Raw genomic sequence first — 15,445 nt, 5'->3', positions numbered from 1 at the left:
TCAGCCCCGCACGGCGGTCAGGAGACGCTCGTCGAAGTCCACGAGGCTCCAGTCGCGCCGGTCGTCGATGACGGCGTAGCCGTGGGTGATCTCACCGACGGCCACCGGGACGAGCTCGCCGTCCCGCTCCACGTAGCAGGTCATGCTCGACGTGTAGGTGACGCCCTTGAAGTCGTGGACGACCTCGAAGACGGTGACGAGCTCCTCCTCCATGAGCGCCTCGCCGGTCAGCTCGATCGTGGAGCTGGGGACGACGGGGATCCAGTTCTGCTCGTCCAGGAGGGTGCGGATGCTGGCGCCGCGCTCCTCGAGGAAGAGGTCGACGACCTCCTCCATCTGGCGCAGGAAGCCCGACATCTGCATGCGCACCGTGTGGTGGCAGTAGAAGTACGGGATGCGCCACGACCAGACGACCGCGGGGCGGTCCCCGCTGCGCAGCCGGGGGTCGACGGCGGTGCTCACGCCGCCGCGACCGGTCACGAGCGTGTCGCCGAGCGCGTCGGCCGGCACGTTCGGCGGGACCGGCACGGTCGGCTCGAGGCGCGCGACGACGGCGGGCCGGAGGAACGCGGGGACGTCGTCGACACCGTCACCGTGGCGGTCCTCGGCACGCAGCTGGACGGTGACGGTCGAGGTGACGGCCTTCACCTCGTGCCCGTCACGGTCGACCTTCCCCGCCACCTTCGCCGTCAGGCCGGAGTCCCCGACGGCGACCGTCACGGCGAACCTCACCTCGTCGTCGATGTGCAGGGCGTGCAGGATCCGCGTCGTGATGCCCACGAGGTCGACCCCGACGCCTGCCTCCTCGAACAGTCTGCGGCTGGGCCATCCGTTCTGCCGCAGCCAGTCGAGGACGGCTTCCTCGACGAGGTAGTTCACGTGCTTGAACCCGATCCAGGTGCAGATGTTGGTGCCCTCGAACCGAGGGCGGAGGGTCGTCTCGGTCGTCGCCCGGTCGGGTGCGGCGACGGTCTCGATCACAGCGGATGTCATGTCAGCTCCTTGCGTGGTTGACGCCGTCCCCGCGGGACAGGCTGGTGGCTCGACCGCGCCGTCGCGGCTCGTGCGGACCGGGGGTGCACCGTCCGGTGCGCCGACCGGTCGATCGCGTCCCGGACGACCCCGGCCACCAGCGCCGGGTCGGTCGTCATCGGGAAGTGGTCGCCCGCCTCGACGGGGTGCAGCCGTGCCCACGGCAGCACCCGCGCCAGCTCCACCGCGTCGGCCGGGGGCGCGACGCCGTCCGCGGTCCCGTACACCACGTGCACGGGGACGGTGGCGGCCGCCGTCTCGGCGGCCGGCGTGGCCAGGTAGGCGGACATGAAGGCCATCCAGCCGTACGCCCCCATCCGGTCGCGGACGGACCGCGCCATCGCCCGGCGGATCTCCGGGTCGATCCGGTGCCCGGTCCGGGAGACCAGCCCCGTCTCGAGGAACTCGTCGAACCGGGTCAAGAAGTGCTCCAGGGTCGACCAGCGGAAGTCCCGGGCGGAGGACCGGTAGAACGGGGAGACGATCACGGCCGCCCGGGGCTGCACTCGGTCGCGGCCGCACAGGTGCGCCAGCACGAGCGAGGCCGCGAAGGAGTGCGCCACCAGGACGTCGCCGGACCGCACGAGCCGCGACGTGGCCTGCTGCGGGTCCCACCCGGGCTCGGCCCAGCCGCCTCCCGCCTGTGCGTGCCACGGCACGTCCGCGACGTCGGCCGACACGTCGGGGCGCAGCCGGGTCAGCTCCGCGACAGTCTCGTCCCAGAGGCCGGGCGCGCCGGCCAGGCCCGACAGGATGCGGACACGGGTGCTCACGAGGCGCTCACCCACCACGTTCCGGTCGGGCCCTCGACCGCGCTGACGCCGTCGTGCGCCGCGGGGACCGCCGCGAGCGCCGAGACGACGGCGAGCGCCGCACCCAGCGTGGCCGTGGTCCCGCGGACCTCCGCTCCCTGCGCCGGTGCGGCCCGGCCGTGGTCCACCGTCCGGGCCGGCCTCGTCGTCCCGGGACGTCCGAGCAGCAGCGCGACGGACCCGTGCGCGAGCTCGTCACCGGTCAGCGCGGCCACCTGGTCGGACGGCGCCTCCGCGACCAGGTAGAGCACCTCGTCGCAGCGTCCGGACCGGATGAGGTGGACCGCCCACCGCAGCGCGTCCCAGCCGCCTGCGGCGCCGGTGTCCATGGTCAGGCAGGGGCCGGTCACGCCCAGCCGGATCGCGGCGGTCGCCGCGAGGACGTTGCGGCTGGCGTTCGGCAGCTCCAGCGCGCTGGTCGACTGCACGCCCTCGGTCTCGATCTGACCGGCGACCTCGCACACGGTGGCGGTGTTGCCGTAGGCGGAGGCCGCCACGATCCCGCGGCGCAGACCGTCCTCGAAGAAGGTGCTCCCGTCGTCCCGGCTGCCCAGGGTCCATCTGCCGGCCGTGGCCTCTGCCGCGGCGACCATCGCGACACGCGTCGCCGGCGTCATGGTGCGGAAGCCCTTGCGCCCGACGGCGGCACGCAGGTCGAACGGTTCGCCGCCGGACGCCACGGGTGCGGACGACCCGGCGACGCCGTGGACGCCGTCGTCGGGGAAGCACGCTCCCGCCGCCAGCACCTCGACGGTGCCGTAGGGCCCGGCCAGCAGGCGGGCCGACGCCCCGTCGCGTGGCTCCGTGGTGGTGCCGGCGCGCTGGGCCCGGACCGTCCCGGCCCAGGCGTCCGCCACCGCTCGGGGGCGCGGGTCGCGTTCGAGGATCGCGACGGCGTTGAGGCCGCCGAAGCCGAACGCGTCGACCTGTGCCAGGCGCGGGTCGTCGAGGTCTCGGGTCCGGCCGCTGAGCGAGAGGCCCGCTGCGGCCGGGTCGACGTGGTCGAGTCCGACCGTGCCGGGGAGCGTGCGCCGCCGCAGCGTCTCGACGGCCATGCACAGGCTGAACAGACCGGACCCTCCCGACGTGTGCCCGGTGGCGCCCTTGACGCTCGTCACCGGGACGCTGCCGGGCACGACGCGCGACAGGGCGGCCGCCTCCGCCCGGTCGTTGAGGACCGTCCCGGTGCCGTGCGCGTAGACGGCGTCCAGGTCGTGCGCGTCGATCCCGGCGGCGGCGTGGGCGGCCCGGATCGTGTGCTCGATGCCGGCGTCGTCCGGCGCGGTGGAGTGGAAGGCGTCGCAGCCGAGCGCCACGGCCCGCACCGCGACGAGGTCCGGGGAGCTCGCCCGGGCGTCACCCCGCCGCAGGACCACCGCGGCCGCTCCGTCACCCATGATCACGCCCAGGCGATCGGCGTCGAACGGCCGCACGCTCGTCGGCGGGTCGAGATGCACGCGGTCCAGGAGCCCGAACATGCTCTGCGAGAGCACGTCCACCCCGGCCACCACGACGGCGTCCGCCGTCCCCTCGACGATCAGGTCGCATCCCACGGCCAGGGCGTAGAGCGATGCCGAGCAGGCGTTGGAGAAGACCTGGACGTCCTCCGCGTCGGTCGCCAGGCGTACGCCCTCGACCAACGAGCTCTCGGCGTCGTCGAGAGGCTTGCCGTCCAGCCACGCAGACTCCACGGTCCGGGTCTCGCCCAGGCCGGTACCGACGACGACGGGGACGCCCCGCAGCGACGCCAGACCGGCGTCGGCGGCCGCGTCCTTGACCGCCTCGACCAGCAGCCGGGACGCGAGCAGGTGCTCACGTTCCGCCCTCGGGGGCTCGCTCACCTGGTAGGCGTTCCGGACGCCGAACCGCGCGGCCGGGAACGCGACCAGCGGCCCGACGCCGCTGTCCCCGGCCACCAGCCGTTCGAAGCACTCGTCCACCCCCGCGCCGACGGCGCACAGCGCGGCCGTCCCGGCGATCACCGGGTACGTGTCACGTCGCATCGGTCTGCTCCTCCTCGACGCGGGGCCGGCCCAGGACGACGACCGCGTTGTTCCCACCGAAGGCGAGCCCGTCGTTGACCACGACCTGCAGGTCGGCCGCCCGGCTCTCGTTGGGCACGCAGTCGACCGGGCAGTCCTCGTCGGTCTGCCGGTGGTTGATGGTCGGCGGGGCGAACCCCGACTCGATCGCGATGGCACAGGCGGCCGCACCGAGCGCGCTGGCCGCGCCCATGGCATGGCCGAGCATCGACTTGATCGACACCGTCGTGGGGACCTTCTCGCCGAAGACCCTGCCGAGAGCGGCGCACTCGGTGACGTCGTTGGCGCGGGTCCCCGTCCCGTGCGCGGACACGAGGTCCACGTCGGCCGGGGTGACGCCGGACCCGTCGAGCGCCGACTCGATGCACCGGGCGATGCCCGTCACGTCGGGCGCCACAGGGTGGGACGCGTCGCAGGACAGCCCGTAGCCCAGGACCTCGGCATAGATGCGGGCGCCGCGGGCACGTGCCGCCGACTCCGTCTCCAGGTGCAGGACGCAGCTGCCCTCACCTGTCAGGATCCCCTGCCGGTCGGCGTCGAACGGCCGGCAGACGTCCGGGGTGATCGTCCCCAGCCGGTAGAAGCCGGTGAACGTCTTGCGGCACAGGGCGTCCGCACCCCCGACCAGGGCGTACTGCGCCTCGCCGGAGCGGAGGGCCTCGAAGCCGTAGCCGATGGCGTAGTTGCCGGCCGCGCACGCCGTGGCGATCGTCGCCACGTCGACGTCGGAGAGACCCAACGACCGCGCGACCGCGGTCGACAGGCGGAACGGCTGGACCCTGCTGCGCAGCCGGTCGGCGCCGTCGTCCCCGACGCCGTGCAGCACCTCGAGCCGGACGAGCTCGTCGATGTCCTGCGACTCGCCGTCGGTCGTCCCGACGGCGACCGCTCCGCGCAGCGGCCGCAGCTGCTCCGCCGTCAGCCCCGCGTCGGCGATCGCCTGCGTCGCCGCCCCGACGGCGAACTGGGCTGCGCGCCCGTCGGGGGACGTCGCGTCCGAGGCCCGGGGGACCTCGCACGCGAGCTCGCGGTCGTAGCCCGTGGTGTCGAACGCCGTGATCGGAGCGGCGCCGGACACGCCGTCGCGCAGCGCCTCGCGGAACTCGTCGACGCCCTCACCGACGGAGCTGATGACCCCGATGCCGGTGATGACGATGCGTTCGACCGGCGCCGGCGTGACGCCGACGGCGGGCTCGTCCAGGACGGTGGCGGGCATCCCTACTTCCTCGCCAGCGCCTCGTCGACGACGGACAGGACCCCGTCCATGTTGACCATGCGCGCCATGTCGGCCTGCGCGATGTCGATCCCGAATCCACGCTCCAGCGAGGAGACGATCTCGATCGCCCGCAGCGAGTCGGCGTCGTGGTCCTCCTTGAACATGCTGGTCCGGGTGACCTCGTCGGGTTCGACCTCGAGGATGTCGCAGACGATGTTCTTGATCTCGTCCTGGATCTCGTCGATGGTGACAGTCATGGCGCTCCGCCCTTGTCGTGAGTTGGGTCCTGGTGTGCCGTGCGGCTGAACGGCCAGGACGAGTCTTGGCCGGACGCCGGGGCGGACCAAGGGTTCCGGCATGAAGGTGCAAGGCGGCCGTCTCTCCGGCGAGGGGCGTGGCAGCAACCGGTCAGTCCTGTACGCGGACGGGGGGCCGGTCCCTCAGCGGGCGCCTCAGGCCCGGACCGCGGGCAGGCGGCGCAGGAGGGCCACGTAGGCGACGTCGGCGACCAAGCAGACGACGTACAGCACGGTCAGGAGCGGTCCCCGTGCGAAGTCGTCGCGGCTGAAGAAGAACATGGCCAGCGAGAAGAGAGCGGTCCCGACGAGCTTCGCGACCGCGATCGGGATCGACTGCCCGCGCCGGTCACCGCGCGCCAACGCCATCTGCACGAAGCAGAGAGACATCATGACGTTGATCCCGAAGATGCAGTAGGCACCGCCGTAGTCGTCGAACTCGGCGATGAACGACAGCTGCAGCACGGTCGCGACGGCGATCGCCAGGGGAACCGTCAGGCGGCTCCACCGGGCGCCGAGCGACGGCAGCTCCCGGGGGACGTAGCGGATCACCTGGCAGACGATCACGACGTCGACCGCCGCCCACAGGAAGTTCGACCAGCGCAGCAGACCCTCGGCCGGGTGGACGACCGCGAAGATGAGCTCGTTGCCGATGTTCGCCGCCAGCGCCGCCAGCGGCATGCCGTAGGTGCGGTCCAGGAACCCCCGACGGACCACCAGGACGTACGCGAGGAGCCACGCGAGGGTCCCCAGACCGCTGATCACCGTGAAGACGGTGGCCGCCGGCACCGAGCCCAGCGCCAGCGGCAGGTCGGCGCTCGCCGGGATCATCGCGTCCGGCCACGCAGTGCGGTGAGCACCTCCCGGAGCACGGACACACCCGGGGCGTCCCCGAGCGCCGTCAGCGCGTCGCCGGCAGCGGCGAGAGACTGCCCGGCGAGCTCCGTCCCTCGTCGCAGGTTGCCTGTCCCGGCGACGATCTCGACGACCGCCCGGTGGTCCTGGTCGACGTCCGGCGCCGCGAAGAAGGCCTCGAGCACCCGCCGCTCGGACGTGGTGCCGTGCTCGTACGCCGTCACCACGGGCAGGCTCGCGCGCCGGCACCGCAGGTCGCTCTCCGGTGACTTCCCCGACTCCTCGTGCGTGCTCAGGTACGGGAGCAGATCGTCCTGCACCTGGAACGCCAGGCCGAGCTGGTTCCCGTACTGCCGCAGGAACCCGCGGGCGTCGTCCGCCCCGGCGACCACCGCCCCGAGCTCGGCGCACACCCGCAGGATGGAGGCGGTCTTGAGCATGACGACGCGGCGGTAGGTGTCGAAGGTCAGGTCGGCACGGACGGTCGCCTGCTCCTGCAGCACCTCTCCCGAGCAGAGCTCGTGCCCCATCGCCGCCACCAGCCGCACGGCCTCCGCGACGGTCGCTGCCGGGAGGCCGCTCTCGGCGATCGCCCGGAACATGGCGAAGATCAGGGCGTCGCCCGTCAGGAGCGCACTCTCCGTGCCGTACGCCGACCACACGGACGGCCTCCCCCGCCGCGTCCGGTCGCCGTCGATGATGTCGTCGTGCACGAGGCTCGCGGAGTGCCCCACCTCCATGGCGACCGCCACCTTCGCGACGGCCGAGAGGTCGGCCCCGCACCCGGCGGCGGCGGCCAGCATGATCAACGGACGGACCATCTTGCCCGCGGGCAGGCAGGCGTGCTCCATCGTCACCCGCAGGCCCGCGCCGTCCTCGAACGGCAGGGTGCGCAGGAAGTCCTCGAGCCCGCCGCGCGCCACCCGCAGCAGGTCGTCACGGGAGAGGTCCGTGGCGGTCCGGACGCCCGGACCGGGCACGCCCAGCGGCCGGACCGGGCGGGCCGACGTCGACGGGGCGGTGGTCATGCTGGGCTCACCGCCAGCCGGACCGGCCCCGCGACGCGTCCCAGCGGGGCGTAGACGTGCCGCGGGGCACGGACAGCCGCGGGTCTCGACGGGTGGGCGATCTCGGCGCTCCGGAGCAACGTCGCGAAGACGGTCCGCACCTGCCGCTCGGCGAGCTGTCCGCCGACGCAGGCGTGCGGACCGACACCGAACGGCATGAAACCCGGCATCGCACCCCCGCGCACGCGCGCACCCTGCTGCCTCCGGTCGGGCGCGAAGCGCTCCGGGTCGAACCGGTCGGGCTCCGGCCACGACGACGGGTCGCGCAACCCCGAGCCGAGCAGCCCGAAGACGAGACTGTCGCGCGGGATGGACCTCCCGGCGACCTCGCACTCCACGACGTTGCGCCGCATGACGTGCGAGGCGACCGGGTAGAGCCGCATCGACTCCCGCCAGACCATCCCGACGGTCTGCAGGGCGTCCTCGCCCGGAGCGGCGTCGTCGCAGACCTCGGCACGGATCCGCGCCTGCCAGTCCGGCGCGGAGGCGAGGAGATGGGCCATGCTGGCCGCCGAGTTCGCCGTCGTGTCGAAGGCCGCGAGCATCGTCGAGACGAAGGTGCGGACCAGCGTGTCGTCGTCCGCCCAGTCGAACGTGCCCCGAGCGGCCCGGAACCGGCTGAAGAGGTCGGGGCCGTCGACGCCGTCGCGCAGCCGGGCCATCAGGGCGTCGTGGAGCGTGCGGTACGCGCCGAGCAGGGGCCGGCGGACCAGGACGCCGGCCGGGCCGAGCGCAGGGGTGAAGCTGGCACGCCACAGGTTCGCGATCGCACGGTCGAGCTCACGCGCGCGCCGAGGATCGCGTATCCCGAGGAACGTCAGCGCCGTCATGTCCGCGAGGAGACGCCGGACGTCCGCCGCGAAGGAGGTCCGTCCCGACGCGACCCAGCCTGCCACCGCCCGGCGCACGAACTCGCGACAGCCCGCCGCCGTGCCGTGACCGACGAGCTCCGGGGACAGCAGACGCCGTACGTCGCGATGCGGCGGCCCGTCGAGCGTCAGGATGCCGTCCCACCCCTGGATGCGGGGGTCCATCCCGGACAGGTAGAAGCCCCAGGCCGAGGCGGCCGACCAGATCCCGTCACGGTTGCGCGCCATGCGGGCGACGGCGACCGGGTCCGCCACGCACACGATCGGGTCGACACCGAACATGTGCCGGTAGACGGGTCCGTGGCGTTCCCGCTGCCGCCGCAGATGGTCCTCGCCCCGCGTCGCCCATCCCACGAGGTTGGTCAGGCCGGCCGGGATGCCGGACCGTCCGGGGAGCTCCGACAGGTCGCGCGCGGGCCTGGTCCGGGGCACCCGTCGATCACCGCCGGGCGGGACGGCGACGGGCGTGCTCACCCGTGTCATGACGAGGTGGTCGGGCTCGCCAGGTACACGGTGCAGATGCCGTTGCTCATCGGGCGCACCGTGACGTCCCCGAACCCGGCGTCCTCGAGCATCGTCCGGAACGCGCCGGGCGACGGGAACGTGGCGACCGACCGTGGCAGGTACCGGTAGGCCGCGGGGTCCGCCGACAGCACCCGGCCCACCAGCGGGACGAACGTGCGGAAGTACGTCCAGAAGCCCAGCCGGAAGAGCGCTCCTCGTGGCCGGGAGAACTCCAGCACCAGGCACTCGCCGCCCGGAGCGAGGACCCGGCGCATCTCGGCCAGGCTCTCCTCGAGAGCCTCGAAGTTGCGCACCCCGAACACGGCGGTGACGAGGTCGAACCGGTCGTCGTCGAACGGCATGGACGCGCAGTCGCCCTGGACGAGAGTCACCTGCGCGTCGGGCGCCTCCTTGGTGACCCGGCCCCGTGCGAGGCTCAGCATGCCGGCCGACAGGTCGAGACCCGTCACCTCGTCGACGTCCAGCATCCGGTGCAGGTCGACGATCATGTCCCCCGTCCCGGTCGCGACGTCCAGGGCACGGCCGGGGCGCCGACGGCTCAGCATCTGTATCGCTCGACGCCGCCAACGGCGGTCGAGCCCGAGACTGATCACCCGGTTGAGGGCGTCGTACCGCTCGGCGATCGAGTCGAACATCGACCCGATCTGCGCCGTCTTCGCGCGGTCGTCCGCGTACGGCGTCACCCGTGCCGCCTCGTTCTTCGTCTCCTTGCGTGTCATGGCGCGTCGATCCTCTCGGGTTCCTGGGGGTGTCGGCGCCACCGGAACACGCCGTTGCCGGACAGCCAGAACGCCGCCGGCAGGAAGCTCACGACCGCACAGGCCACGAGCAGCCACCGGTCCACGGGGTCGACGCCGGGCGGGGTCGGCAGCAGCGCCGTGGCGAGCAGCATGCTCGACCCGATGAGCACGAAGTTCCGGTAGACGAAGAAGTCGCTCATCTTCCTCATGAAGTACGTGTGGTCACGCCACCGCCGCATGAACCGGAACGTCTCGACGGCGTGGAGGATCGCGGCGGGGAGCGCCACCAGGTAGAGCGGCCGGTCCACGGCCAGCCCGCACAGGAGCCCGACGACGACGATCGCCGTCACCCACGGGACGCGCGCGGCGTACTCCCTGCCGTACCGGACGACGAGAGTCCGCTTGCCGCCGGCCGCGTCCTCCTCCAGGTCCAGCATCTCCTGCACGTGGAGGCTGCCGAACCAGATGACCCCCAGGACGACGGAGACAGCGACCACCTGGAGGTCGAGGGAGGCGACCAGGTTCCAGCTGCCCGTGTCCGTGACGTCGGCGCCGGAGCCCAGCCGCAGCGCGAGGTAGGCCGAGCACACGAGGACGGGGCCGAACGCGACGAAGTTCGCCAGCTCGCCCAAGCCGTTGTACGACAGCTTGACGACGGCGTTGTACCCGAAGAGGAAGAAGAACCCCACCGCGACGCAGAGCAGGAACCGCCAGCCGACCTGGCTGATGATGACTCCCAGCAGGACCGCGTAGACGACCAGCAACGTCCAGAAGAACCGGCGCACCGACTCCATCCGCAGCCGCCGGCCCGTGAGGACGCCGCTGCCACCCGAGAAGAGCGTCAGAGGGTCGGACGACTCCGCCGGGAACTCGTTGCGGTAGTGCTGGAAGTCCTTGATCTCGTCCCAGACCTCCATGAAGGCGTGCGAGGTGAAGGCGGCCGCGATGACCACCGCGGCGAGCCACGGCCTGCTGTAGCCCTCCGACCACGCCTGGAAGATGCCGGCCGTCGCGGCCAGGGTGCTCGCGATCGTCCAGTGCGGCCGGATCAACCGGAAGTATGCCGAGCTCATGGTGCCGTCCCCTCCCGAGAGGATGCTTGTGCCAGCACGAAGATCTCCGCGGGCCCGGCCACGACCTCCGGGCGCTCGCAGCCGGCGGCCTCCAGGATGCGGCGCACCTGGTCGGCGAGCGCCGTCGGACGCTGCTCGTCGAACCGCCCCGAGTCCGGGTCGTACATCCCGTGGACCTCACCGCCCGGCGCCTCGTCGCACACGTACCCGTTCGGCACGGAGTAGACGAGCGTGCCGCCTGGACGCACCATGCGACGGGACTTCCGGACGAACTCGCCGACGTCCACGGAGGTGCTGTTGACCGTCCGCAGGGCGAAGAACAGGTCGAACTCGCCGGCCGGGCCGTCCCAGCCCTCGAACGTGCTGTTCGTGCAGCGGACGGCGTCGTAGTCGTGCAGATGGGTCCCGGCCGCCGACAGCGCGCGCGTGCTCACGTCGACCAGGTGGAGCTCGACGCGGGGGTCGGGGACCAGCATCCGCACCTCGCGGGCGTCGTTCACGCCGACTCCCAGCGCCGAGCGCACGCCGACGCGCGGCAGCCGGTCCCGGATCGGTGCGGACCACGTCGTCGGATAGAGGTCGCGCAGGTCGTTGACCTCGTCCCAGCGTCCGTACTTGTCGTCGTAGGCGCCCCGGAGTGCCGAGAAAACCGTCGCGGCGAACGTCTCCAGCCCTGCACGCCGACCGGTCCGGCGCCAGGCCGCCTCCAGCGCGGCGTCCGAGCGGGCGTCTCGCGGGTGGAGGTCGGCGGGGTCGATCGGCCCGACCGACCCGCTCAGCCTGCTCCGGAAGGCCTCGACGATGCTCAGCTCGCGGTGCGGTCGTGCGGGCGCTGGACCCGCCGCCGCGGCCACCGCCGTCGGCTGCCCTGCCGCGGTCATCGTCGACCCGCGCAACACGTGGCGATCATGGCGCACCGTCCTTGTCTCCGATCGAGTCCTGGCGGGAGTCTTCAGCAGCGGAGTCGGCGGCCAAAGGCTTTCGGCATGAACATGCAAGGGCCGGCGTCGACACCTTCCCGGGTGGCAGCAACCAGACACGGTGCCCGGCCCGGCCCGGGCACCCACGCGCCGCTGGTGCTCCGTGCGGGCCGCGCCCACCGGGTCGGCGCGCCCGCCCCGGGTTAAAGTGCCTCACCGTGACTAAGGTGACCGCCCCGCTCCCTGCTCCCCTGCCCATCAGGACGAGCCGGCTCACGCTGCGCGCGTACCGCGACGACGACCTCGGGCCGCTGCTGGACTACTACGCCGACCCGGAGGTCGCGCGGTTCCTCCTCGAGGAGCCGTGGACCCGCGAGCATGCCGAGACCCAGCTCGCCCTGCGTCAGCAGCGCACCGGCGTCGACGGTCCCTCGTCGGCGCTGGCCCTGGTCGTCGAGCACGAGGGAACGGTGATCGGCGACGTCGCCCTGTGGACGACGGGAGACACCATGTCGCGCGGGGAGGTCGGCTGGGCCTTCAACCCGGCGTTCGGCGGCCGAGGCTTCGCGACGGAGGCGCTGCGCTCCCTGCTCGGCGTGGCGTTCGACCGGTACCGGATGCACCGCGTGGTGGCCCAGCTCGACGCGCGCAACGAGCCGTCGGCCCGGCTCTGCGCCCGGGTGGGGATGCAGCGCGAGGGTCACCTGCGGGCGGACTGGTGGTCCAAGGGTGAGTGGACCGACACCCTGGTCTACGGGCTCCTCCAGCAGGAGTGGCAGCGACCCTGAGGGTCGCGTGACTCAGGCGGAGTCGCGCACCACGAGCGAGGTCGGCAGGGTGACGGCGGACGGCTCCTCGCCCTCGACGACGCGCAGCAGGAGCCGCACCATCTCGGCACTGATCCGCTCGTAGGGCTGGCGCATGGTCGTCAGCGCCGGGTGAAGCTGGGCGGCCACCCCGTTGTCGTCGAACCCGGCCACCGCGACGTCGTCGGGCACCGTGCGCCCCGCCGTCTGCGCGGCGGTCAGCGCGCCCGCGGCCATGAGGTCGCTGTGGACGAACACGGCGTCGACGTCCGGGTGCTCGGCCAGGAGCCGCGCCATGCCGAGCCGACCGCTCTCGCGCGAGTAGTCGCCGTGGACCACGAGCCCCTCGTCGAACCGCTCCCCCAGCGCCTCGCGGTAGCCCTGCAGGCGCAGGACACCGCCGGGCGTGTCCAGGGGGCCGGTGATGGTGGCGATGCGGCGGCGCCCTGAGGCCATGAGGTGCTTGGTCATCGCGCGACCGCCGGAGAGGTCGTCGGCCGCGACGTACGCCACCTTGTCCTCGTAGCCGAGGGGGACACCGCACGCCACCGTCGGGATGCCGAGGTCCAGGAGCTCGGCCAGCATCGGGTTGCCCGCGTGGGAGCTGATGAGCAGGACGCCGTCCACGTGCCCCGCCTCGACGTAGTGCGCCACCCGGCGGCGCTCCTCGGCGGTGCCGGCGACGAGCAGGACCATGGGCATCTCGCGCGCGGCGGCCGCCTGGGTGGCGCCGCGCAGCAGCAGGGAGAAGTTGGGGTCCTCGAAGAGCAGGTGCTGCGGCTCCGTCAGGAGGAACGCGATCGAGTTGGAACGGCCTGTGACCAGCGACCGGGCGTGCTCGTTGGCGCGGTAGCCGGTGCGCTTGATGGCGGCGTCGACGGCGGTGCGTGCCTCGGGCGAGACCCAGTGGCCGCCGTTGATCACGCGCGAGACGGTCCCGCGCGACACACCGGCGACGGCGGCGACGTCACGGATCGTCGGCCGCTTCGGGGTCTTACGGGCTCGGCGTGCGGTGGACGACGGCGGAGCCTGCGCGGGAGCGGGGGCCTCGGCGTCGCCGGTGGTCGGGCCTTCCATGGTCGACGAGTCTAGCCCGGAGGGCTGTGAACGATCACAGTGCAGGTACGGGCGGTGGCGCGACCGTTTGGCGCCCAGCGTGCATAGAATCGTTTCGATGACCACCGCCGGCCCCGCCGTCGACCCCCGCCGCGCCACCATCATCCTGGTCGCGCTGGCCTCCTCGACGTTCCTCTTCGTGACCGTGGAGTCGCTGCCCTCCGGGCTGCTGACCCTCATGGCACCCGACCTCGACCGGCCGACCTCCCAGATCGGCCTCCTGGTCACCGCCTACGCGCTCGTGGTGCTCGTCAGCTCGGTACCGCTCGCGCACCTCACCCGCGCCGTGCCCCGCCGGTGGGTCCTGGCGGCCTGCGCGGGCGTCGCCGCCGTGGCCACCCTCTGGGCCGCGCTGACGCCGTCGTACGAGCAGCTCGTCATCGCCCGCGTGGTCACCGCGCTCGCCCAGGCGCTGTTCTGGGTGGCCGTGGTGCCGGCCACCGCCGGCCTGTTCCCGGCCGGCGCGCGCGGCAAGGCCATGGCCCGCCTCGCGATCGGCAACTCGCTCGCCCCCGTGCTGGGCGTGCCGGCCGGGACCTGGCTCGGAGAGATCACGTCGTGGCGGACCACGTTCGTCGCCGTCGCGGTGCTGTCCACGATCATCACCGTCATCGTCATCGTCATGTTCCCGTCGGTCGCACCGTCGGCCGGTGGCGCGAGCGAGGCACCCTTCCCGTCGGGGCGGCGGTTCGGGTTCCTCATGGTCACCACCGTGCTGGTGGTCACCGGTGCGTTCGGGATCATCACGTTCGTCACGCAGTACCTGCAGGACGTCGCAGGGTTCAGCCAGTCCGACATCCCGCTGCTGCTCCTGCTGCAAGGCGGCGCGGGCGTGGCGGGCGCCGTCGTCGTCGGCCGGTTCCTCGACCGACGGCCTGCCGGCTCCCTCCTGGTCGGGTGTGCGCTGCTGGTCGTGGCGCTGCTCTCGTTGTGGGCGTTCGGCGACTCGAAGGCCGGCGCCGTCGTCTCCCTCGCGCTGTTCGGCTTCGCGTTCTCCACCGTGCCGCCCGTGATGTCCCACCGCGTGCTGCTCGTCTCCCCGCGCGGGACCAACATGGGTCAGGCCATCTCGTCGTCCCTGTTCAACCTGGGGATCGCCGCGGGGTCCGGTCTGGGAGCCGCGCTGGTGACCGTGGTGGGCGTGCGGTCCGTGCCCCTGCTCAGCGCCGCGATGGTGCTGCTGGCGCTGGTGACGGCGCTCGTCGAGGAACGTCGGAACCCGCCGCTGGGGTCCGTGGCCGCAGCATCGGTGGACGAGGTCCTGGAGGACGGCGCGCAGCCGGCCTGACCGTCACGTCTCGCCGTCGAACACCCCGCCGTCGAGCAGCCAGTTGTAGCGCAGGCGGAGGGCGCGTTCGGTGCTGGCCATGAGGGCGAGCACCAGAATCGTGACGTTGCTCCAGGCGGGGAGCACGATCGGCGACGTGAAGGAGCCGACACTCTCGGCGACGAACGGGATCTGCGAGACCTCCTGCACGAGCTGCGGCACACCCAGCACGAGCGAGACGAGCAGGACGACGACGGACACCAGGCTGACGGTCCGGCTCGCGGCCGGGTGTTCACGATCCAGCCGCGCGCGACGCCCCTCGGCCGACGAGCGGTCCGGGACGAGCTGCCGCTCGCTGCCGTCCTCGGCCACGAAATGGCAGCGCTTGAGCCCGTAGTTGCTGGCCGCCACCTCCACGGCGCCACCCGGAACCGGGAAGGTGGCCGGGAGCTTCGACCGGGCGTGGTGAACACCGTCGCGATAGAGGTGCGCCCGGACCTCGCCGTCCGAGTCGCCCCCCAGCTTGACGTCCACGGTCCAGGTCTGCCGGCCGGCCACTCCATCGAGGTGCAGGTGGAACAGAGCCCGCGAGAACAGTTGCCACCACCGGTAGGGCTGCAACGGCCGCCCGTCCCCGGGCTCGACCTGCCGAGCGGCTCGGCGACGCTTCCAGTCCTCGTACACCCCGATCACTCTATCCGGGTCCCGGAGGGGGTACGTCAGGATGTCCTCATGGACGACGCCGCACGCTGCCCCTGCCTGAGCGGTCTGCCCTACGGCGAGTGCTGCGGGCCGCTGCACTCGGGCGG

General features: G+C 72.7%; 15 protein-coding genes and 1 pseudogene. 3 read left to right on the top strand and 13 right to left on the bottom strand.

Annotation, left to right across the window (positions count from 1 at the left end; all coding sequences use genetic code 11):
- The 11 genes from ACH5HR_RS07255 to ACH5HR_RS07205 form a co-directional block, all read right to left on the bottom strand.
- Complete coding sequence (locus ACH5HR_RS07255; RefSeq protein WP_416477090.1) at window positions 1–993, bottom strand: acyl-CoA thioesterase family protein; 993 nt, start codon at window positions 991–993, stop codon at window positions 1–3.
- Window positions 990–1,805, bottom strand: coding sequence for an alpha/beta fold hydrolase (locus tag ACH5HR_RS07250; protein WP_402376689.1), 816 nt, complete (start codon window positions 1,803–1,805; stop codon window positions 990–992). Before ACH5HR_RS07250 ends, ACH5HR_RS07255 begins: the two co-directional genes overlap by 4 nt.
- Window positions 1,802–3,847 (bottom strand): beta-ketoacyl synthase N-terminal-like domain-containing protein, encoded by a 2,046-nt coding sequence (locus ACH5HR_RS07245; RefSeq protein WP_416477088.1) that lies wholly within the window; start codon window positions 3,845–3,847, stop codon window positions 1,802–1,804. Before ACH5HR_RS07245 ends, ACH5HR_RS07250 begins: the two co-directional genes overlap by 4 nt.
- Window positions 3,837–5,102 (bottom strand): beta-ketoacyl-[acyl-carrier-protein] synthase family protein, encoded by a 1,266-nt coding sequence (locus ACH5HR_RS07240; RefSeq protein WP_402376694.1) that lies wholly within the window; start codon window positions 5,100–5,102, stop codon window positions 3,837–3,839. Before ACH5HR_RS07240 ends, ACH5HR_RS07245 begins: the two co-directional genes overlap by 11 nt.
- Window positions 5,103–5,104: 2 nt before the next feature.
- Complete coding sequence (locus tag ACH5HR_RS07235; RefSeq protein WP_402376697.1) at window positions 5,105–5,359, bottom strand: acyl carrier protein; 255 nt, start codon at window positions 5,357–5,359, stop codon at window positions 5,105–5,107.
- 195 nt (window positions 5,360–5,554) lie between these two features.
- Window positions 5,555–6,229, bottom strand: a complete 675-nt coding sequence (locus ACH5HR_RS07230) for a transmembrane-type terpene cyclase (RefSeq protein WP_402376698.1) — start codon at window positions 6,227–6,229, stop codon at window positions 5,555–5,557.
- Window positions 6,226–7,281, bottom strand: coding sequence for a polyprenyl synthetase family protein (locus ACH5HR_RS07225; RefSeq protein ID WP_416477085.1), 1,056 nt, complete (start codon window positions 7,279–7,281; stop codon window positions 6,226–6,228). Before ACH5HR_RS07225 ends, ACH5HR_RS07230 begins: the two co-directional genes overlap by 4 nt.
- Window positions 7,278–8,672 carry a cytochrome P450 gene (locus ACH5HR_RS07220; protein WP_416477083.1) on the bottom strand — a complete coding sequence of 465 codons (1,395 nt, stop codon included), beginning with the start codon at window positions 8,670–8,672 and terminating at the stop codon, window positions 7,278–7,280. The genes ACH5HR_RS07225 and ACH5HR_RS07220 overlap by 4 nt, the downstream gene beginning before the upstream one ends.
- The gene (ubiE, locus tag ACH5HR_RS07215; RefSeq protein ID WP_402376705.1) at window positions 8,669–9,433 is read right to left on the bottom strand and encodes a bifunctional demethylmenaquinone methyltransferase/2-methoxy-6-polyprenyl-1,4-benzoquinol methylase UbiE; all 765 of its coding nucleotides are present in this window, start codon (window positions 9,431–9,433) and stop codon (window positions 8,669–8,671) included. Before ubiE ends, ACH5HR_RS07220 begins: the two co-directional genes overlap by 4 nt.
- Window positions 9,430–10,527 carry a prenyltransferase gene (locus ACH5HR_RS07210; RefSeq protein ID WP_416477081.1) on the bottom strand — a complete coding sequence of 366 codons (1,098 nt, stop codon included), beginning with the start codon at window positions 10,525–10,527 and terminating at the stop codon, window positions 9,430–9,432. Before ACH5HR_RS07210 ends, ubiE begins: the two co-directional genes overlap by 4 nt.
- Complete coding sequence (locus ACH5HR_RS07205; RefSeq protein WP_416477079.1) at window positions 10,524–11,408, bottom strand: methyltransferase; 885 nt, start codon at window positions 11,406–11,408, stop codon at window positions 10,524–10,526. The genes ACH5HR_RS07210 and ACH5HR_RS07205 overlap by 4 nt, the downstream gene beginning before the upstream one ends.
- A gap of 257 nt (window positions 11,409–11,665) precedes the next feature.
- Here ACH5HR_RS07205 and ACH5HR_RS07200 point away from each other — a divergent pair, with 257 nt between their 5' ends.
- Complete coding sequence (locus ACH5HR_RS07200; RefSeq protein WP_402376713.1) at window positions 11,666–12,235, top strand: GNAT family N-acetyltransferase; 570 nt, start codon at window positions 11,666–11,668, stop codon at window positions 12,233–12,235.
- Window positions 12,236–12,247: 12 nt separating this feature from the next.
- Here the strand turns inward: ACH5HR_RS07200 and ACH5HR_RS07195 are convergent, their stop codons facing one another.
- Window positions 12,248–13,330, bottom strand: coding sequence for a LacI family DNA-binding transcriptional regulator (locus ACH5HR_RS07195; protein ID WP_416477076.1), 1,083 nt, complete (start codon window positions 13,328–13,330; stop codon window positions 12,248–12,250).
- 97 nt (window positions 13,331–13,427) lie between these two features.
- Between ACH5HR_RS07195 and ACH5HR_RS07190 the strand changes: the two genes are divergently transcribed.
- Complete coding sequence (locus tag ACH5HR_RS07190; RefSeq protein ID WP_416477074.1) at window positions 13,428–14,657, top strand: MFS transporter; 1,230 nt, start codon at window positions 13,428–13,430, stop codon at window positions 14,655–14,657.
- Between the two features lie 3 nt (window positions 14,658–14,660).
- Here the strand turns inward: ACH5HR_RS07190 and ACH5HR_RS07185 are convergent, their stop codons facing one another.
- On the bottom strand, window positions 14,661–15,320 hold the full coding sequence (locus tag ACH5HR_RS07185; RefSeq protein WP_402376721.1) for a hypothetical protein: 660 nt from the start codon (window positions 15,318–15,320) through the stop codon (window positions 14,661–14,663).
- A 48-nt stretch (window positions 15,321–15,368) separates the two neighbouring features.
- Between ACH5HR_RS07185 and ACH5HR_RS07180 the strand changes: the two are divergent.
- Window positions 15,369–15,431: pseudogene (locus ACH5HR_RS07180) on the top strand (SEC-C metal-binding domain-containing protein); the annotation flags it as partial.
- Between the last annotated feature and the right edge of the window lie 14 nt (window positions 15,432–15,445).

The sequence above is a fragment of the Isoptericola maris genome, assembly GCF_048065335.1.
Taxonomy (GTDB): Bacteria; Actinomycetota; Actinomycetes; order Actinomycetales; family Cellulomonadaceae; genus Isoptericola; species Isoptericola rhizosphaerae.
This window is presented reverse-complemented; position numbering and strand designations above follow the sequence as displayed.